An 18,218-nucleotide genomic window follows, 5' to 3' on the forward strand; every position below is an offset into this window, starting at 1 on the left:
TGTATTCACGAGCATTTTTGTGAAATATGACGGAAAAGATGCAAGCATATGACGCGCAAAGCCGTCAGGCGCTCTTTGTGCGGTGTTGCCTTAGGGGGCGGATGGTATCTGCCCTTTATTTTATGCTGTATGGCATAAAATGCTTTCTGTTTTCACACCATCATTTCCTCTTGCTTTTTTTCGTGAAGTATGTTAAAATACTATTATCCGGTGATATGCTCCCGGAAATTCAGAATGACACGGAGAACAATTATGGTTGTTATTGAAATGGAAAATGGAAAAAAGATCGAAATCGAGCTGTATCCCGAAATTGCACCGATTTCTTGTGAGAATTTTGAAAAGTTGGTTCGCCAGGGCTTCTATGATGGGCTGATCTTCCACCGGGTGATCCCGGGCTTTATGATCCAGGGCGGCTGTCCCGAGGGTACTGGTATGGGCGGTCCAGGCTGGAACATCAAGGGTGAATTTGCTGCCAACGGCGTGAAAAATGACCTGAAGCATACCCGTGGTGTGCTTTCCATGGCGCGTGCCATGAATCCCAATTCTGCTGGTTCCCAGTTCTTCATCATGCATGAGGATGCGCCCCATCTGGACGGACAGTATGCAGCCTTCGGCAAGGTAGTTTCCGGTATGGAAGTTGTAGACGAGATCGCTTCTGTGAAAACCGATTACAACGACAAGCCCCTGGAACCCCAGGTGATGAAGAAAGTTACCATTCAGTAAATGAAGACAAGGCTGTTTGCCGCAGTGCACTGTTCTACAGGTCACTGCGGCGATTTGGCATGAGAGGAAGAAGTTGCATGGGCTATAAAACAAAGCAGCGGGAATATATTCTGGAGTTTCTGCGCAGCTGTGGGGGACGGCATATCACTGTAGTGGAGATCGTCCGGCATTTGCAGGACTGTGGCACGCCGGTGGGTACGGCTACAGTTTATCGGAATCTGGAACAACTGGTGGAAGAGGGCATGGTGCGGAAATATGTGCTGGATGGAAAAAGCGGTGCATGTTATCAGTTCCTGGATGCGCTGCCCGAAGCATGTCAGGAACATTTCCATTTGAAATGCACCCAGTGCGGCAGGCTTTTTCATGTGAGCTGTGACTATCTGAGTCAGCTGGAGGGACATCTTCTGGAACATCATGGCTTTGTAGTTGACCATACCAAAACTGTGCTCTATGGGCTGTGTGCGGATTGTGCAAAGAAGAACAGTGCATAATAGATGCTGCAAAAAGAAACGGGACGATTCAGGATCGACCCGTTTTGTCTTTGGGCAACACCGCACAAAGAGCGCTTGACGGCTTTGGACGGTATTGCCTTTGGAAAGTGTACTTATCCCAGGGGAGAAGTGGGCTGGTTCGGGTGGTACGGCCGCTCATAGATCCGGACCGGTGCATGGTCAGAAACAGCCTGTTCCTGTGTCTGTGCGATCACACGGCGGGGCGTGTAGATCTTCATTTCTGCTTCGTAGTTCTGCCGTGCCTTTTTTTCCTCTTCGTTCATAGTGTTTCTCCTTTATAAATAGGCTTTTAGGCGTTCCATGTACGCCTCTTCGTGATGAACAATTTCTTTTCCCTGCCGCTTCAGACTATCGGAGATCTCCGGGCTGCGGTGCAGTACTTCGGTCAGCTGTATGACGCCCATGTTGGTGCCTTTGAGCATCAGCTTTGCGATTTCGCCGGAACTGACGCCCCCTGCACAGCGCATGCGGATGCTGAGATTGGCACAAAGCTTTGCCAGTTCTCCCTGTTCCTGGGGTTGGATGCAGTTTTCCTGCATCTGTTTCCGGACAGAATCCTTCTGGTTCTGATAATACCGAAGCTGTTTGCACAGTTCCTCCCGCAGCTCCGGCTGTGCAGCTTTTTCCAGAATGGAGCATGTGGCATCCAGCCCTACAGCGGCATTTTTGTAAAATGCATTCAGCACGTGTTTTTCCTGCTGTTCCATGACAAAGGTCACTCCTTTCTTCGCCTTTATTGTTTCCGCAGGAGTGCAGAATATGCGAACAGAATGTTGTATCTTTTCTCCGCAGGAGGTCAAAAATGGAAATTAAAAATTTTGCAAAAGCCATCGGTACATATTTTTTTACAGAGATTCTCTGCCTCTTTCTGGCATTGACACTGTCCGCCATTGGGGGCGGTCTGGCAAGGCTCATCAGCTGTATCTGCACCATAGGCATACTGGTCTGTCTGTACATCAATTTTGCAGTGAACCGTGCTAAATCCGATCAGCATCAAAAAATTGACGGCACCGTTCTACGGCGGTTTCTGCTGAGCGGTGCAGTGACACTGCCCTATGTCATCTGGGGAATATGTCTGCTTCTGGCACGGGGCGGTGTTCTGCCTGGAACATTCTACCGCTGGTACAAGCTGCTGGACGCACCGTTTTTGCAGCTGTGTAACCTGTTCAGTGCCGATGTAACAGCAGCTACCCTCTCCTGGGGCGAAGCCGGCATTCTGGCGCTGATAAATCTGCTGCCCTTTGCCGTGGTATGGGTGACTTATACTCTGACCCGGCGTGGCTTTGTGCTGGAGGACTTGCAATATCAGAAAAAATAGAACGAGGAAAGAGCGATTATGTATTATATTTACATGCTTCGCTGCCAGGATGGCTCGCTTTATACCGGGATCACACCCGATCTGAAACGGCGTATGCGGCAGCACTGCGGCAGACTTCCCGGGGGCGCAAAATATACACGCAGTCATCCGCCGAAAGCACTGGTTTGCAGCTGGGAAACCGATGGTCATACAGCGGCAGCTCAATTTGAAATTGCCTGTAAACGGCTGACCCGGGAGAAAAAGCTGCTGCTTGCAGCGGCTCCGGAAAAGTGGCGGGAATTTCTGCCGCAGCTGTCAGCTAATCGTTATACGCCCGTTCCTGTGAAACCCCTGGAACAATATCTGGAAGATGTGTGCAGTAAGGCGGAAAACGCAGGAGAATAGGTGTTTTGAAATTATCTTCATATCGAAAACTGCTGCTTTCTTGTGAAAATTGCTGTTTTTTCTTCTTTTTGTGTGCCAATTTTTTCAGAATTATCCTGTTTACAAGAAAATCGCAATGTGGTATAATAAAATGGTTAGAATAGTTTTTCAAGCAAAACAGAAAGGATTTTATACTGAGGTGTCTAAAATATGAGTACAAAAAAAACTACCCAGAAACAAGAAATTGAAAATGTTGCACAGGAAGAAGATACCATTACCATTCCGGTCATTGATATTTTTCGTCAGCTGAAAAAATATGCGCTGCTCTGGATCATTGTTGCCGTTGTTGCAGCAGGTCTGGTGTTTGGCGGATCTATGGCGGTGACAACCAGCCATGCCACACCTCTGACTGCAATGGTGGGCTTCAGCTATCAGGGAATTGAACAGGGACTGGATCCCAACGGAAATGAATTCGATGCAAATTCCATTAAAGCACCGTCTGTCATCGAACAGACGCTCACTGATCTGGGCATGTCCGTGGAGAATGTAGACATCGTGCGGAGCGGTATCACGGTTTCCGGTGTGGTTCCCAGCGAAACCATTGACGAGCTGACCGCATATCAGAGCATTTTCGAGGCAACCAATTCCATTGAAGCCGCAAAGAAGATCATGGATGTATCCTATTATCCCACACGCTTTGAGGTGCAGTTTACATATCAGAACACAGATATGTCCCGTTCTCAGGCAGCGGATTTTCTGAATACGCTTCTGAGCAATTACAAGACTTATTTCATGCAGACCTATGGCTATAATGATGCCTTTGGCGATGCGCTGACTGCAATAGATTATTCCGGCTATGATTATCCTCAGGCTCTGGATCTGTTTTCATCCACACTGAGTTCTCTCCAGGGCTATGTAAACCGTCTTTCGACTGAGGACGAGACACGGTTCCGTTCTACGATAACAGGCTACAGCTTCTCCGATCTGAACGAAGCCATCAATACAATGCGCAGTGTGGATTGTGCAACACTGTCCTCTTATGTATTGGGTAAGAACGTGACAAAGGACAAGGACGCACTGATGACATATTATCAGTATCGCATTGATACGCTGACACGTTCGAAGCAGAGTGCTGAAGAAAAGCTTGCCTCTATTACAGATTCCATTGCAAACTATGAAAAGGATTCTATCGTCATTATGGCAGGCTCGGAAAATTCTTCCGGCACGCCCCTGACGCAGCCTTCAGAGGCATATGATGATTTGATCCAGCAGAAAACAGATGCACAGGCAAGTGTTTCGTCTTATCAGCAGCAGATCAACGATTATACAAGCCGGATGGACAGCTTGAAAAAGAAATCCCTTGGAAATGCAAAGGATAAGGAAAAGGTTGAAGCAGATCTGGCGGCACTGGGCGATAAGCTCAACCAGCTTATCAATTCTGTCAATGAAACTGCTGATGAGTATTTTGAAACCGCTTCTTATGCAAATTCCTACAGCGTTCTGGTTCCGGCAAGCGGCAGTGTTTCCAATGCGATTTCCGGTGCTATTTCCAATATGATTCGTCCGCTCCTTGTAGTAGAGGCTGTTATCTTTGTGATTTACCTTGTGTTTGCTGTGGTACGTGCTTTTATGGTATCCTATCGGAGAAATACACTGACAGCTACCGCAGAAGTGGAAGCAGATGATGATTCTGTGGACAACGAAAAAGAATAAGAAGCGTCAATTTGCGGCGTAAAAAAGGGATTGTTGTTTTCCATGCAGCAATCCCTTTTCTATTTCCTCTAACTCAGAATTGTTTAGAACTCAAACAACGAAAGGACTTCCCATTGGTGTAGGGAAGTCCTTTTTATATTTTTTATGTGATTGTATAATGCAGATTAGTCGTTGAAGTAACGCTTCAGGAAGCCTTCGAATGCACAGCCGTGACGAGCCTCGTCCTTTGCCATTTCGTGAACAGTGTCGTGGATCGCATCCAGGTTCAGCTGCTTTGCCTTTGCAGCAAGTGCCTTCTTGCCGGCGCATGCGCCGTTCTCAGCTGCAACACGCATTTCCAGATTCTTCTTTGTGGAGTCGGTAACCACTTCGCCCAGCAGTTCTGCAAACTTTGCAGCGTGCTCAGCTTCTTCATATGCAGCCTTTTCCCAGTACATGCCGATTTCCGGATAGCCCTCACGGAATGCAACACGTGCCATTGCCAGGTACATGCCGACCTCAGAGCACTCGCCGTTGAAATTTTCACGCAGACCCTGTACGATCTCTTCGTCAACGCCCTGTGCTACGCCAACCACGTGCTGGTCAGCCCACTGCATGCTGTCCTCTTTCTGCTCTGTGAACTTTTCTGCCGGAGCGCCGCACAGCGGACATGCTGCCGGTGCTGCTTCGCCTTCGAATACATAACCACATACAGAACATACAAACTTTTTCATATGAACTACCTCCAGAAATTATCTTTTTTTAATTTGAACAGATCCGTTTTGCACAGTAAAGTGCTTCAGATCTTGTCTGATTGTATTATAGCATATGAAAAAGCACTTGTCAATACTGATTCTCAACCTATAATAAAAAATTCACATTCGAGTTAGATACTTTTTTAAAATACAAAGGAGCAAAAAAAGTTGGGGCAAACTACGCTCGCTTGCTGACTTTCTGGGATGCTACCATGTGCAAACGCAGTTTTCTCCTGCATTGAAACACGTTCATGATACCAAAGGCAACACCGCACAAACAAGAAAAATTGCTTTTCGTGGAAATCCGCATCCTATACTTGACAGCGTGTCGGTTTTGCATTATAATAAGTATCACGATGCAAAAATGACGGAGCAGAAAGGGGGAGCTTGATATGAAAAAAAGATTCTTTGAACGACTTCGGAAAAGTGAGGATTCCTATGTGATGAATCCGGAAAATTATAATCATTATCTGGATCTGGTGGAAAACGGCGATGCAGATGCGCAGAAAACGGGCTACAGCTGGTTCCGGCGTATGGCGGACAACGGCTATGCCAATGCCCAGTTCATGACAGCAATGTGTCTGCGTGACGGGACGGGCACGGCGGAAAATCCGGTGCAGTCTATGGAATTGCTGAAACAGTCCGCAGAACAGGGCTATCATGAAGCCCAGTTTTTGCTTGGCATGTACTATTTGCAGGGAAAAGAGGAACTTCTGGAGCAGGAAGAGGATACCGGTCTCATGTGGCTGGAGCGTGCTGTAAGACAGCATGACCATGAGGCGGAATTTGTCTTGGGACTGTATCTCATCAACCACAGTGAGGAGAAAGAAACCCTGCATCGTGGGCTGCTCCTGCTTCAGGCGGCAGCGGAGAGCGGCGATGCCCATGCACAGTTTGAAACGGGACGCTGTTATTATTTCGGTGTGGGAATGGATTCCAATCGGGAAGAGGGATTTTCCTGGATCGCCCGCGCTGCCGAAGCAGGGATACCCGAAGCCCAGGATTTTGCCGGCATGTGCTGCCTCTACGGTACTGGTACCGAAGTACAGGCGGAACAGGGAATCAAATGGCTGAAACAGGCGGCGGATGCAATGCTGCCTTCTGCGCTATATCATCTGGGCGACTGCTATTATCAGGGCGTCGGCGTGGAGATGGATTTCTCCCAGGCATTTCACTGGCTGTCCCTCGGCGCAGAAAAAGGTTCGCCAGAGGCGCAGTTTGCAGTGGGAATGCTTCTGATGAACGGGGAAAACATGGAACCGGACGAGAAAAAAGCGGTAGAATGGTTGGAACGCTCTGCATCTCAGGGCAATGAGGAGGCCATGTTGCAGCTTGGTATCTGCTATATGTCCGGTGCCGGCGTGGAAGAGGACGCTGCCCATGCGTTAGAGCTGTACCGCCAGGCGGCAGAAATGGGCAGTCTGGAAGCGGTGAATATGGTGGGCCGATGTTATATGGATGGAAACGGCGTGGAACAGGATCAGAAAGAAGCATTCTCTTATTTCCAGAAGGCGGCAGAGGGCGGCAACGGTGCGGCGCAGTATAATCTGGGAGACTGTTATTTCAACGGTCTTGGCACGGAGATTGACGAGAAGTCTGCCGTGCACTGGTATCAGAAATCTGCAGAGCAGGATGTGCCCATTGCCCAGTATCTGCTGGGGACATGCTATCATTTCGGCAGAGGCGTGGAACAAAACGAAAAGCTTGCTCAACAGTGGCTGGAACGGGCGGCGAAGCAGGATTATCGGGATGCCCAGTATGCCCTGGGAATGTGCCTGTTCTACCAGGAAGTGACCTCGGAGGAAGAGGACAGCCAGGCGGTGTACTGGTTCCGGAAAGCGGTGGAACAGGGTGACATTCCGTCAAAATGTCAGCTGGGTATCTGCTATATGGACGGGAACGGTGTCAAAGCAGACCCGGCATATGCAGTGAAGCTGTTCCAGGAAGCGGCAGAAGCCGGGGACAGTGAGGCACAGTTCCAGCTGGCCAGCTGCTATCGTTTTGGCGGCGGCGTGGAGGTAGATCTGGAAGAGGCAGTCTACTGGCTGGAGCTGTCTGCAAAGCAGAACAATCCCTATGCACAGTTTGCACTGGGGACATGCTATCAGGACGGTGACGGTGTGGACGAGGATATCGACACGGCGCTGGATTGGTTCGAGCGTGCCGCAGACCAGGGGCTTTCCGATGCCCAGTGTGCCATTGGTACATATTATTTCGACGTGGAAGAGGACAAAGAGACGGCGCTGGAATGGTTCCGGAAGGCGGCGCAGGACAATGAAAACGCCCAGTATATGATCGGCGTCTGCTATTATGTGGGCGATGACAGCGAGGATGACGAAGAGGCGGTGGACTGGTTCGAGCGTGCTGCCGAGCATGGGCATGATGGTGCCCAGTATATGATGGGGTATTGCTATCTGAACGGTACTGGTGTGGATGAAGATGAGGACGAAGCACGGTACTGGCTGCATCTGGCGGCGGCGAGAGGTAACGATGATGCCAAGGAACTGCTGTCGGAGTTCTTCTTTGAGGAATTTGAAGAGGACTACGGAGACGAGCCGGATGAGACGTTTGAAGAATAATATCACATTGTGGATAAGACACATTATCCCTACATGGAATGTCTCATATTTCCGTTATTTCCGTGAAATAAGAAACGCCACCCTTGACAAGCTGCACACGCAGTGATATAATAAAAACGAACAGAAACGAAAGGAGCGATAGTCCAATGCGGGATTGTTTTTGCTAAGCATGTATGAAACATTTGTACAATTCATAAGACGGGCGAGGTATGCCTTGCCGTCAGTCTTGCGCTGCTTGCAGAAACGACCCATAGACTGTCACTCAGAAAGAAACGCCGGCGGATTTTTGTCTGCCGGCGGATGTGTTGCGCATAACTTCTGAGACGCTGTGGGAGAATTTCTCCTGTGGCGTCTGTTTTTGTGTCACAGACACAGAAGGGAGGAACTATGCCTTATATTCATATTTCAGATGTAACCTTTGCCTATGAGGGACAGGAAACACCTTTGTTTGACCATATTTCTCTGCAAATCGACACCCGCTGGAAGCTGGGGCTTACGGGACGGAATGGGAGGGGGAAAACTACCCTGCTGCGGCTTATGTGCGGCGAACTGTCCTATACCGGGAGCATTCGCAGCGATTGTATCATCCGCCGGTTTCCGCCGCAGGTGACAGATCCTGCCTGGCTGACGTGGGATGTACTGGAGGAATGCGCTGCCGGCATCCCGGGCTGGCAGATACAGCGGGAATGCACCAGATTGGGGATCACTGAGGAAATGCTGTACCGTCCTTTCGAGACATTATCCGGCGGCGAACAGACACGGGCACTGCTGGCAGTATCCTTTTTGCAGGAGGATTGCTTTTTGCTGCTGGATGAACCGACAGGTCATCTGGACGGACAGGCACGGCAGCTGGTGGCGGAGTTTCTGGCACGGCAGAAGGGGTTCCTGCTGGTTTCCCATGACCGTGCTCTGCTGGACGGCTGCGTGGATCATATGCTGGGACTGAACCGCAGCAGTATGACACTGCAAAAGGGAAACTTTTCCACATGGTGGGAGACCATGGAACAAAAACAGGCACGGGAACTGGAGGAAAACCAGAAGCTCCGCCGGGAGATCGACCGCCTGGCAGAGGCATCACGCCGCACGGCAAACTGGTCGGATAAAGTGGAACAGACCAAAAATGGCACACGTATCGGCGGTTTGAGACCGGATAAGGGACATATCGGACACAAGGCGGAAAAAATGATGCGCCGTTCCAAGTCCATTGCGGCACGGCAGGAAGCTGCAATGGAACAAAAGGCGGCATTGCTCCACGATGTGGAAACTATGGATGCTCTGAAACTGCCCCAGCTGCCCTGCCGTGGCACATGGCTTGTGGGCTTGCATCAGGTGCAGATCACATATGACCCGTCCCATCCGGTCTGTCATCCGGTACAGCTGACACTGGAACCGGGAGAACAGCTGGCACTGTGCGGCGCCAACGGCTGCGGAAAATCCAGTCTGCTGCGGCTCATCTGCGGTGAGGAAGTACCTCATACCGGTGACGTATACCGCCAGAGCGGTCTGCAAATTTCCTACGCCGGACAGGATCCTTCCCACTTAAAGGGGTCTATTGCTGCATATGCCGAAACCCTGGGCGCCGATCAATCTCTGCTGAAAACCATTCTGCGTAAGCTTGGGTTTGAACGGTGGCAGCTGGAAACGGATATGGATTTCCTCAGTATGGGACAGAAGAAAAAAGTGCTTCTGGCAGGCAGTCTCTGTACCCCTGCCCATGTGTTCGTCTGGGATGAACCGCTGGGCTTTCTGGATGTCTTTTCCCGGATACAGCTGGAACAACTGCTGTTGCAGGCGAAGCCAACGCTGTTGTTTGTGGAGCATGATGCTATGTTTACGGAACGTATCGCTGCACGATGCGTGGAGATCACTGCAACGGAGGAAGATAAGTGCAAAACATAAAAATCCACCTTGACAACAGGAAAAAGATATGATATAATTTTATTAAATCTATCCGTATTTCACGGGAGAAATCTTTACAACCGGGGTGAACATACAATGAACCAATCTAGCGGAAAAGCAACTGCGGCGCTGGTGCTGGGTATCATCTCTCTGATTGGTATCTGCATTCCTATTGCCGGCATTATCTGCGGTATTGTTGCTATTGTACTGGCAATGATGGCAAAGAAGGAAGGCACCACTGGCGGCAAGCAGACAGCTGGTCTGGTACTGGGCATTATTGGTATTGTCGTAGGTATCATAATGTGGATCGTCAATGCGATCATCCTTGCCGGAAGCGGTTTCATGGACATCATTCAGAGCAATATGTAATGAATATAAAAAGGACACAAACGATTGCCGCCTGTGTCCTTTTTTGTGTCTGAAAATACAAAAGCGCAGAGAACCGCTTCAGAACTCTGCGCTTTTTGTTTTTATATGGAATGAGGAGTTAGGGATTCGGGTGAAGGTATCGCCTGCGGCGATAAATTGAAAATGGAATTTATGCTGTCACTCCTCATTGATATCATTGTAACCGCATGGTGATGATTGCAGAAAGTACGGTCAGAAATCCGCCGCCTGCACCTACGATTGCCGGGAGAATGCCGCCCTTTCCCACCATGAGGCTGGCAAATCCGCCGAGTACGGCGCATCCGCCCAGGATCGCAGCGACAAGAATGGACACGTACATCAGTGCACCGACTGCCAGAATGGCAAGTACCAGAGCAATGATGCCCAGCATCAATGCGGTGGCTTCCTTCGGGGTACGTTCTTTCTTTTCCTTTTTTGGTTTCGGCTGTTCTGCTGCTTCTTTTTTCAGCTTCATGACAGCTACCTCCGTTTATTCCCGCAGAGAAGCGCCGATGCCAGCCAGAGCTTTCAGTACACGCTTCATAGCGGCATCTGCCTGTTCGTCTGTCAGCGTGCCCTCGTGAGAACGCAGCCGCAGAGAGAAGGATACGCTCTTCTTGCCGGCGGCGATCTGGTCGCCCTGGTATACGTCGAACAGGGTCACCTGTTCCAGCAGCTTTCCGGCAGCTTGTTCAATGGTCTGTTCCATCGTGCCTACCGGCAGTGTTTCGTCACACAGCAGGCTTAGGTCACGGGTGATCGCCGGGAATTTCGGCAGGGGCTTGTAGGTCACCTCTGCTTCTGCCAGTCCGGACATCTCCTGAATGAGCAGCTTTGCCACATAGGTTCTTGCGCCGATGCCATAGGTTTTCTGTACAGTGGGATGCAGTTCACCCAAGTAACCGATTGCCGTTTCGCCGCAGAATATCACAGCGCTTCTGCCGGGATGGAGCGCACAGCATTCCTCGAAAACACCCTCAGCCTCGGAGGGACGGACGTAATTGCATCTGGGGAGATTCAGTTCTTTCAGCAGGGCATCTACTGCGCCTTTCAGCTCGAAGAAATCCGCATCGCCGCCGTACATGCCGATGGTCAGGCGGTTCGGCTCTTCCGGCAGGGTGTCCGATCCTGTGGGGAGGTATTCCTTGCCCATCTCATAGAGGGAGACTGCCGCATTGCGGTTCTTGTAGTTGGTTGCCAGTACATCCAGCATACAGGGCAGTGTGGTCGTGCGCATAATGCTGGTGTCCTCGCCCAGGGGATTGGTAATGGTAATGGTCTGGCGCAGCTTGCTGTCTGCCGGGAGACCAATGCGGTCGAAGCACTTGGGGGATGTGAATGAATAGGTCAGTGTGCCGTAATAGCCCAGTCCCACCATGGTCTGTTCTGCCTTGCGCAGGAACTGCTGCTGGGGTGTCAGCTGTGCCTCAGCCACGCCGCGGACAACGGTAGACGGAATGTTGTTGTAGCCGTAGATTCGTGCCACTTCCTCGGCAATGTCTGCCGGGCGCTCCAGGTCGATACGGAAGCTGGGAGAAGTGCAGGTGTCGCCGTCTACGTGGATCTCCAACGCTTCCAGCGTCTTTACCATGTCCTCACGGGAAATTTCCGTGCCCAGGAAACCATTGATCCAATCCGGGTCAAAGGGAATCTGTACGGGTGTATTGCTCCGGTTGTCCACTTCAATGGAATCAGCTACCGGTTCACCGGCACCCAGCTGTTCTACCAGTTCCATTGCACGGTGCAGCGTCCGCAGACAGCCGTCCGGGTCGAGTCCCTTTTCATAGCGTGCAGAAGCATCGGTACGCATGCCCAGTTTCTTGGCGGTACGGCGTACCTGTACCGGCTCGAAGTATGCGGATTCAAATACAACGGTAGTGGTGTCGTCCATGATACCGCTGTATTCGCCGCCCATAACGCCTGCCACAGCAATGGGCTTTTCAGCATCGGCAATGACCAGCATTTCCGGAGAAAGCTTGCGCTCCTGACCATCCAGTGTTGTGATGGTTTCGCCGTCCTTGGCATTGCGGACAACGATCTTGCCGCCACCCACATAGCGCAGGTCAAAAGCATGCATGGGCTGACCATATTCCAGCATGACATAGTTGGTGATGTCCACCAGGTTATTGATGGGGCGTACGCCGCTGGCACGGAGCCGTTCCCGCATCCAGCGGGGAGAGGGACCGATCTTGACGTTCTTTACCATACCGGCAATATAACGTGGACACAGCGTCGGATTCTCTACGGAAACGGAGATCGTATCGCTGAGCTTTTCCGATGTACCGTGGAATACCGGTTCTTTCACATTCAGCGGCTTGCCGAATGTGACAGCAGCCTCTCTTGCCAGACCCACAACGGACAGGCAGTCCGGGCGGTTGGAGGTGATCTCGAATTCCACAGAGGTATCATTCAGACCGATGGCTTCGTGAATATCCTGTCCCGGCTTGCAGTCTTCTTCGATGAGGAAAATGCCGTCCTCGATGGCATAGGGGAAATCATGCTTTGTTAGACCCAGTTCGCCCAGAGAGCAGAGCATACCATTGCTCTCCACGCCCCGGAGCTTGCCCTTTTTGATGTGTACGCCGCCGGGCAGATCGGCACCGATCATGGCAACAGGCACCAGTGCACCTTCTACAATATTCTGGGCACCGGTAACGATCTGGATGGGGGCTTCGCCACCAACGTCAACCTGGCACACCTGCAAGTGGTCGGAGTTTTCGTGTGGGGTAATGGAGACCAGTCTGCCCACAACCACGTTCTTGACAGCTTCACCCTCAGCCTCATAGGTTTCAACTTTGGAGCCGCTCATGGTCATACCGGCGCAGAAATCCTTGACGGAAACACCGCAGTCCACATAATCGGCAAGCCATTTCATAGATAAATTCATTTGATTTGCTCCTCCTTCCGCTTAGAACTGTTCCAGGAACCGATAGTCGTTCTCATACAGCAGACGCATATCGCCGATATTGTACCGGCGCATAGCGATACGCTCCAGACCCAGACCGAATGCAAAGCCGGAGTATACGCTGCTGTCAATGCCGCAGCCCTCCAGTACCTTCGGGTGCACCATGCCTGCGCCCAGGAGTTCGATGTATCCCTCGCCCTTGCACATGCGGCAGCCTGCACCATGGCATTGGAAGCACATGACGTCAACCTCTGCGCTGGGTTCAGTGAAGGGGAAGTGGTGGGGACGGAGACGGATCTTGCAGTCCTCGCCGTAGAGACGCTGCATGAGCAGTTCCAGCGTGCCTTTCAGGTCAGCCATGGTGATCCCCTTGTCCACTACGAGTCCCTCGATCTGATGGAACAGCGGAGAGTGGGTGGCGTCCACAGCGTCGGAACGATATACACGACCCGGCGAAATGACACGAATGGGCGGCTTCTGATTTTCCATAACGTGTACCTGTACGGAAGAAGTCTGGGTGCGCAGCAGGATGTTGTCTGTAATATAAAAGGTGTCCTGGGTATCCCGTGCCGGGTGATCCGGCGGCAGGTTCAGGGCTTCGAAATTGTAGTAATCATATTCCACTTCCGGGCCGTCAGCCACGGAAAAGCCCATGCCAAGGAAGATCTCCCGGATCTCGTTTTCCACAATGGTCAGAGGGTGCATACTGCCCACCTTCTGCGTTTTGCCCGGCAGGGTGATGTCTATGGTCTCTGCCGCCAGCTTGTGCGCCAGCATGGCTTCGGACAGCTTCTGTTGCTTTTCTGCCAGTGCCTGTTCAATATCGGCACGTACCTGGTTTGCCAGCTGTCCCATGGCAGGACGCTCTTCGGCGGACAGCTTTCCCATCTGCTTGAGAATGGCTGTCAGTTCGCCTTTTTTGCCAAGATACTGCACACGCAGGGTCTCCAGTACCTTGGAATCCGCACAGTCTGACAGTGCCTGTTTTGCGGCAGTGCGGATCGCTTCGAGTTGTTCTTTCATGATACCGTTCCTTTCTTTCGCAGGCTGCATACCTGCGGTATTCGGCTCTTCCGAGGGGTACCGCAATAGCTTGCGGCAATAAAAAAATCTCGTCCTGAAAACAGGACAAGACTGACTTGCTTGTAAAAACCACCCATTTTCAAAGAGCCATCACTCTTCTGTCCTTAATGCGGACACTACATCCGAACCTACTTTGCCTAAGGCAACACCGCCCAAAGACCGCCTAACGGCTTTGCACGATATTGCCCGAAATCAGCAGTTCTGCCCGGCCACTCAGAAGGGAACTTCAGCATGTTCTGCCGGACGGGCTCTCAGCCAATGACCCGTTCTCTGTGCCGGAGTTTGCACACCTACTCGCTTCTTCACCGTGTTTCCAGAACATTATACCGCATTTTGTTGAAAAAATCAAGTCATTTTGAAATTTTTTTCTTGAAATTTTACAATATGTATGGTAGAATAGAAATAGATTAGGTGAAAGGAGTCTTGTTTCATGGACAATTTTGCAGAATATATGGTAAAAAAACAGCCGGATAAGCGGGATAAAACAAAAAGACTGGGGATCATTCTTCTGGCGGTGCTGCTTTGTGCAGTAACAATTGCCGCTGTGTTCCTCACTGGGATTCCGTTTATTCTGCTGATCACCTGTGGGCTGATCTATGGTGCTTATTTTCTGCTGTCCAGCCAGTCGGTAGAATATGAATATGCAGTGACCAACGGAGAAATGGATGTGGACAAGATCGTGGCACGGCGCAAGCGTGTGCATCTGATCACCGTGGATGTCTCCAAGTTTGAAGCCTTCGGCGAAATGACGGATGACGTGCCGGACGATGAGACACGGACGCTGGTGCTCTGTTCCGACAATACCGGGGAAGGGGAATATTATGCCGATCTGGACACAGATGACTATGGCCCCACCCGCATCATCTTTTCTCCCAATGAGGCTGTGATCGCTGTATTGCAGGAAGCGCTGCCGAGACAGTTGCGCTTCGGACACTAAGGGGCGAAGGACAATGGAACAAATTGGACTTCGTATCGTCCTGGGCTTTCTGCTCTTTATGAGCGTCATTGCATTCTGTCTCATGGGCGTGGACAAAAGGCGTGCCAGACGGCAGGCGTGGCGCATTCCGGAAAAGACACTGTTTCTGGTGACGCTGCTAGGCGGCGGTATCGGCGGCACGCTGGGCATGTGGTGCTTTCACCATAAGACACGCCACTGGTATTTCCGGTATGGTTTTCCGCTGATTGCCTTGCTTCAGATTATTGGACTGGTATTTCTCGCAAGATATTGATCTTTTCACCTTTGATATACACATAACGCACGACGAACACCGATGCAGCAATGTACCCTATATATGGTACATTTCAGGAGGTTTTACTTATGGCGAATCCAATTCACAGGAAACTGGCAGGCATTCTGACAGCCGCTGCATTATGCACTGCGTCTCTTCCCTTAGGCGGCATGGCTGTGTCTGCCGGCGAAGTCACTTCTCTGGAAGAAATACTTTGCAGCACAGCCCACGATGATTTTTTTCAGCTTGCTCAAATTACACTACAGACATATGCCAGCACCAGTGTAGGAAATGGGAATCCGCTTTCTTTGAAATATCAGATTCTGCTGGATGTGGACAATTCCGGCAAAATTGATACAGGCGATGCATATTGTTTTTTAAAATGGTACGCGCAGTACAGTGTTACATGCGTTCTGCCGGAGGATGCCCAGGCGTTTCTCGCACGATGGGACACCGCTGAACAGACTGTGACAACGACTGTGGCTTCGGAGACAACTGCTGCACTGGAAGAAACTACCGTTGCCCCTGTTACGACAACGACATTGATGCTGACAATCCAATCCACAGAGGCGGAGACAACGGTCTCAGTGACGGCACCAGATACCACGGAGCCCATCGTTTCTGCGAGTGCTTCGGCAACGGAAACAACCGCATCGGTAACTGCTGAAACAACTGATACTTCATCTGTTTCTGTGGAAACAGCTACAACTGCTGCGACAACTGCGATTTCTGTTGCTACCACAACAACTGCAGCAGTGACAACTACGGCTGCTGTCACAACAACAGCTTCTTTGCAGGGCGCATGGGCGCAGAAAGACCGGTATGACGGCATTGATGTTTCCAAGTATCAGGGAAATGTGGACTGGGAGGCAGTTCGGGCGGACGGCGTTGACTTTGCGCTGATTCGTGCAGGCTATGGCAAATACGCCAGTCAGGAAGATCCCTATTTTGACCAGAACATGCGTAATGCGAAAAATGCCGGCATTGCCTGCGGTGCCTATTGGTTCAGCTATGCCGAAACAGTGGCAGATGCCAAGCAGGAGGCTGAGGTCTTTGCCCAGGTGATCGAGGGCTATCAGTTTGAATATCCCCTTGTTTTTGACATTGAGGCATCCGTCCATGTCAGCATGACCAAGGAGCAGGTTTCTGCGATTATTTCAGCGTTCTGCGAAACCATGGAAGAAAAGGGCTATTATATCAGTCTGTACAGCTACGCCAGCTTTCTGAACGATAAGGTATACCAGTCTGTTCTGGAGAAATACGACATCTGGGTGGCGCACTTCGGCGTCAGCACGCCGTCCTATTCCAAAACAAAGTATGGCATGTGGCAGTATTCTAGTACGGGCAGCGTCAGCGGTATCTCCGGTAATGTGGATCTGGATTACAGCTACCGCTGCTACCCAAACATTATGACGAGAAATCACCTGAACGGATTCTGATGGGAATCCCTTGAATGATCAAAAAACGGTATCCTGCGAGTTGAATTTGCAGGATACCGTTTTTGTGTATGTATTTCTCAATTGCAGGATCAGTATTCGCCCAGGCACTGTCCGAACAGGATACAGCGTATGCCGTCATCGGCACCGGAATTACACGTCTGGAGTGCGATCATGTGATCGCCGTATGTGGGAATGTCATCTTCCGGTGCATACCAGACCAGGGCGGTGGAGCGTATCTCCTCAATGTACTTTGTGAACTCATCTTTATTCAGATCAATGCGGTTCCAGTAATCAAATGCCGCACCATCCTCGCCGTTCAGCACGGAACTTGCCACGATCCGATAGAGGTAGCGTTTGTCCAGAGAAGCAACTTCAAAATAGATGTGTTCTCTTCCCCATGCTTCGTCTTTAAAGCTTTTTACGCTATGGAACATGGAACCGTTGCCCATGTTGTGTCCGTAGAGAAGGGTATTTTCAGTTTTGCCGATCTCACCCCGGAAATCCTCGAAAATACTGCCGGCATAGCTGTAGTTTCCCTGCCAGTCTTTGTCGATATAATAGGCGTTATCATCACCCTGCACGACGGGATAGTCAATAGGTGTATCGTTGACATAGACCCAGCCCACAACATCGGGATTGACATCGTGATGCTGCTTTACCTTTTCCATGTCGATCTGCATGGTGTAATCATAGGATACAGTGGTAGTGGTGGTTACGGTAGTGGTTGTAGTGGTAGTTGTCGTTGTAGTGAGCACGGGAATGGCATCCGGTGCGGATACCTTGTCTGCACGGCTGAACAATATGAGACACACAATGATGACTGCCAGCAGTGCGATGCCAATGCCGATCAGTACTTTTTCCAATCGCTTGATATGATGAATTGCCATTTCTGATTCCCCCGATACTTGACTCGACCAATGCCGAAGTGAAAATTCTCTTTTCAGTATATCTTTTTTTTGCGGTCTTGTCAAGTATTTTTTCTTGTTTGTCATGCAGATCAATTTTTAAAGGAATTATCCCGCTTCAATCATAGTTCTCTTTCAAGGATGCATGATTTGCCTCCCCTGAAAGGGGAGGGGGAACATTGCGCAGCAATGGTGGAGGGGTGATCTGAACAAAAACAAGGGCAATACCGCACAAAGATTGTGCGTCAGATGCGCCGTCAGATTTTTCGTCAGATGAAACAAAAAGCGCAGTGAATACTTTGTGTATTCACGAGCATTTTTGTGAAATATGACGGAAAAGATGCAAGCATATGACGTGCAAAGCCGGCAGGCGCTCTTTGTGCGGTGTTACCCAAGTTGATTTTCGATAATTTGCATTTCCACAAATTT

18 protein-coding genes are annotated in these 18,218 nt (G+C 50.5%); 11 read left to right on the forward strand and 7 right to left on the reverse strand.

What is annotated here, in order from left to right:
* Nucleotides 1-252: 252 nt before the first annotated feature.
* Entirely contained in the window at nucleotides 253-723 is a 471-nt protein-coding gene (locus tag Q0418_RS03330) for a peptidylprolyl isomerase (protein ID WP_295217768.1), read from the forward strand.
* Nucleotides 724-800: 77 nt separating this feature from the next.
* Nucleotides 801-1,214, forward strand: coding sequence for a Fur family transcriptional regulator (locus Q0418_RS03335; protein ID WP_298482203.1), 414 nt, complete (start codon nucleotides 801-803; stop codon nucleotides 1,212-1,214).
* A gap of 113 nt (nucleotides 1,215-1,327) precedes the next feature.
* Here the strand turns inward: Q0418_RS03335 and Q0418_RS03340 are convergent, their stop codons facing one another.
* Nucleotides 1,328-1,498, reverse strand: a complete 171-nt coding sequence (locus tag Q0418_RS03340; RefSeq protein ID WP_298482206.1) for a hypothetical protein — start codon at nucleotides 1,496-1,498, stop codon at nucleotides 1,328-1,330.
* Nucleotides 1,499-1,510: 12 nt separating this feature from the next.
* The gene (locus Q0418_RS03345; RefSeq protein ID WP_298482208.1) at nucleotides 1,511-1,942 is read right to left on the reverse strand and encodes a hypothetical protein; all 432 of its coding nucleotides are present in this window, start codon (nucleotides 1,940-1,942) and stop codon (nucleotides 1,511-1,513) included.
* Nucleotides 1,943-2,037: 95 nt separating this feature from the next.
* On the opposite strand from Q0418_RS03345, the gene Q0418_RS03350 reads away from it, so the two are divergent.
* From Q0418_RS03350 to Q0418_RS03360, 3 genes are all read left to right on the forward strand, one after another.
* Entirely contained in the window at nucleotides 2,038-2,553 is a 516-nt protein-coding gene (locus Q0418_RS03350; RefSeq protein ID WP_298482210.1) for a hypothetical protein, read from the forward strand.
* An 18-nt stretch (nucleotides 2,554-2,571) separates the two neighbouring features.
* The gene (locus Q0418_RS03355; RefSeq protein WP_298482213.1) at nucleotides 2,572-2,937 is read left to right on the forward strand and encodes a GIY-YIG nuclease family protein; all 366 of its coding nucleotides are present in this window, start codon (nucleotides 2,572-2,574) and stop codon (nucleotides 2,935-2,937) included.
* 189 nt (nucleotides 2,938-3,126) lie between these two features.
* The gene (locus Q0418_RS03360; RefSeq protein ID WP_298482215.1) at nucleotides 3,127-4,629 is read left to right on the forward strand and encodes a lipopolysaccharide biosynthesis protein; all 1,503 of its coding nucleotides are present in this window, start codon (nucleotides 3,127-3,129) and stop codon (nucleotides 4,627-4,629) included.
* Nucleotides 4,630-4,793: 164 nt separating this feature from the next.
* On the opposite strand, the gene Q0418_RS03365 is transcribed toward Q0418_RS03360, so the two are convergent.
* Nucleotides 4,794-5,342, reverse strand: a complete 549-nt coding sequence (locus Q0418_RS03365; protein ID WP_298482216.1) for an NADH peroxidase — start codon at nucleotides 5,340-5,342, stop codon at nucleotides 4,794-4,796.
* 413 nt (nucleotides 5,343-5,755) lie between these two features.
* Here Q0418_RS03365 and Q0418_RS03370 point away from each other — a divergent pair, with 413 nt between their 5' ends.
* The 3 genes from Q0418_RS03370 to Q0418_RS03380 all read left to right on the forward strand — a co-directional run bounded on the left by Q0418_RS03370 (nucleotide 5,756) and on the right by Q0418_RS03380 (nucleotide 10,210).
* Nucleotides 5,756-7,942: a tetratricopeptide repeat protein gene (locus tag Q0418_RS03370; RefSeq protein WP_298482219.1), complete on the forward strand. Its 2,187-nt coding sequence runs from the start codon at nucleotides 5,756-5,758 to the stop codon at nucleotides 7,940-7,942.
* 387 nt (nucleotides 7,943-8,329) lie between these two features.
* Nucleotides 8,330-9,841, forward strand: a complete 1,512-nt coding sequence (gene abc-f / locus Q0418_RS03375; protein ID WP_298482221.1) for a ribosomal protection-like ABC-F family protein — start codon at nucleotides 8,330-8,332, stop codon at nucleotides 9,839-9,841.
* Nucleotides 9,842-9,937: 96 nt separating this feature from the next.
* Nucleotides 9,938-10,210, forward strand: a complete 273-nt coding sequence (locus Q0418_RS03380) for a hypothetical protein (protein ID WP_298482223.1) — start codon at nucleotides 9,938-9,940, stop codon at nucleotides 10,208-10,210.
* 193 nt (nucleotides 10,211-10,403) lie between these two features.
* On the opposite strand, the gene Q0418_RS03385 is transcribed toward Q0418_RS03380, so the two are convergent.
* From Q0418_RS03385 to pheS, 3 genes are read right to left on the reverse strand one after another with little or no spacing between them, the layout of a single operon-like run.
* On the reverse strand, nucleotides 10,404-10,703 hold the full coding sequence (locus Q0418_RS03385; protein ID WP_298482225.1) for a hypothetical protein: 300 nt from the start codon (nucleotides 10,701-10,703) through the stop codon (nucleotides 10,404-10,406).
* A 15-nt stretch (nucleotides 10,704-10,718) separates the two neighbouring features.
* The gene (gene pheT / locus Q0418_RS03390) at nucleotides 10,719-13,115 is read right to left on the reverse strand and encodes a phenylalanine--tRNA ligase subunit beta (RefSeq protein WP_298482227.1); all 2,397 of its coding nucleotides are present in this window, start codon (nucleotides 13,113-13,115) and stop codon (nucleotides 10,719-10,721) included.
* Between the two features lie 21 nt (nucleotides 13,116-13,136).
* A complete protein-coding gene (pheS, locus tag Q0418_RS03395) occupies nucleotides 13,137-14,156 on the reverse strand; it encodes a phenylalanine--tRNA ligase subunit alpha (protein WP_298482228.1) in 1,020 nt (339 codons plus the stop codon).
* A gap of 490 nt (nucleotides 14,157-14,646) precedes the next feature.
* Between pheS and Q0418_RS03400 the strand changes: the two genes are divergently transcribed.
* The 3 genes from Q0418_RS03400 (at nucleotide 14,647) to Q0418_RS03410 (ending at nucleotide 16,884) form a co-directional block, all read left to right on the forward strand.
* Nucleotides 14,647-15,153 carry a DUF6106 family protein gene (locus tag Q0418_RS03400; protein ID WP_298482231.1) on the forward strand — a complete coding sequence of 169 codons (507 nt, stop codon included), beginning with the start codon at nucleotides 14,647-14,649 and terminating at the stop codon, nucleotides 15,151-15,153.
* Between the two features lie 13 nt (nucleotides 15,154-15,166).
* Nucleotides 15,167-15,445 carry a DUF1294 domain-containing protein gene (locus tag Q0418_RS03405; protein WP_298482233.1) on the forward strand — a complete coding sequence of 93 codons (279 nt, stop codon included), beginning with the start codon at nucleotides 15,167-15,169 and terminating at the stop codon, nucleotides 15,443-15,445.
* Nucleotides 15,446-15,534: 89 nt separating this feature from the next.
* Nucleotides 15,535-16,884, forward strand: coding sequence for a GH25 family lysozyme (locus Q0418_RS03410; protein WP_298482234.1), 1,350 nt, complete (start codon nucleotides 15,535-15,537; stop codon nucleotides 16,882-16,884).
* A gap of 89 nt (nucleotides 16,885-16,973) precedes the next feature.
* Here Q0418_RS03410 and Q0418_RS03415 read toward each other — a convergent pair whose 3' ends face one another.
* Entirely contained in the window at nucleotides 16,974-17,771 is a 798-nt protein-coding gene (locus Q0418_RS03415; protein WP_298482235.1) for a class B sortase, read from the reverse strand.
* Nucleotides 17,772-18,218 lie beyond the last annotated feature (447 nt).

This window comes from uncultured Ruminococcus sp. (assembly GCF_937915125.1).
Classification (GTDB): domain Bacteria; phylum Bacillota; class Clostridia; order Oscillospirales; family Ruminococcaceae; genus Ruminococcus_C.

What these genes read in the sequence shown, in the direction of transcription:
- abc-f (WP_298482221.1), top strand. Translation starts at nt 8,330, where the DNA reads ATGCCTTATATTCATATTTCAGATGTAACCTTTGCCTATGAGGGACAG.
- Q0418_RS03365 (WP_298482216.1), bottom strand. Translation starts at nt 5,342, where the DNA reads ATGAAAAAGTTTGTATGTTCTGTATGTGGTTATGTATTCGAAGGCGAA.
- Q0418_RS03335 (WP_298482203.1), top strand. Translation starts at nt 801, where the DNA reads ATGGGCTATAAAACAAAGCAGCGGGAATATATTCTGGAGTTTCTGCGC.
- Q0418_RS03410 (WP_298482234.1), top strand. Translation starts at nt 15,535, where the DNA reads ATGGCGAATCCAATTCACAGGAAACTGGCAGGCATTCTGACAGCCGCT.
- Q0418_RS03330 (WP_295217768.1), top strand. Translation starts at nt 253, where the DNA reads ATGGTTGTTATTGAAATGGAAAATGGAAAAAAGATCGAAATCGAGCTG.
- Q0418_RS03370 (WP_298482219.1), top strand. Translation starts at nt 5,756, where the DNA reads ATGAAAAAAAGATTCTTTGAACGACTTCGGAAAAGTGAGGATTCCTAT.
- Q0418_RS03340 (WP_298482206.1), bottom strand. Translation starts at nt 1,498, where the DNA reads ATGAACGAAGAGGAAAAAAAGGCACGGCAGAACTACGAAGCAGAAATG.
- Q0418_RS03360 (WP_298482215.1), top strand. Translation starts at nt 3,127, where the DNA reads ATGAGTACAAAAAAAACTACCCAGAAACAAGAAATTGAAAATGTTGCA.
- Q0418_RS03385 (WP_298482225.1), bottom strand. Translation starts at nt 10,703, where the DNA reads ATGAAGCTGAAAAAAGAAGCAGCAGAACAGCCGAAACCAAAAAAGGAA.
- Q0418_RS03415 (WP_298482235.1), bottom strand. Translation starts at nt 17,771, where the DNA reads ATGGCAATTCATCATATCAAGCGATTGGAAAAAGTACTGATCGGCATT.
- pheS (WP_298482228.1), bottom strand. Translation starts at nt 14,156, where the DNA reads ATGAAAGAACAACTCGAAGCGATCCGCACTGCCGCAAAACAGGCACTG.
- Q0418_RS03380 (WP_298482223.1), top strand. Translation starts at nt 9,938, where the DNA reads ATGAACCAATCTAGCGGAAAAGCAACTGCGGCGCTGGTGCTGGGTATC.
- Q0418_RS03355 (WP_298482213.1), top strand. Translation starts at nt 2,572, where the DNA reads ATGTATTATATTTACATGCTTCGCTGCCAGGATGGCTCGCTTTATACC.
- Q0418_RS03400 (WP_298482231.1), top strand. Translation starts at nt 14,647, where the DNA reads ATGGACAATTTTGCAGAATATATGGTAAAAAAACAGCCGGATAAGCGG.
- Q0418_RS03405 (WP_298482233.1), top strand. Translation starts at nt 15,167, where the DNA reads ATGGAACAAATTGGACTTCGTATCGTCCTGGGCTTTCTGCTCTTTATG.
- Q0418_RS03345 (WP_298482208.1), bottom strand. Translation starts at nt 1,942, where the DNA reads ATGGAACAGCAGGAAAAACACGTGCTGAATGCATTTTACAAAAATGCC.
- pheT (WP_298482227.1), bottom strand. Translation starts at nt 13,115, where the DNA reads ATGAATTTATCTATGAAATGGCTTGCCGATTATGTGGACTGCGGTGTT.
- Q0418_RS03350 (WP_298482210.1), top strand. Translation starts at nt 2,038, where the DNA reads ATGGAAATTAAAAATTTTGCAAAAGCCATCGGTACATATTTTTTTACA.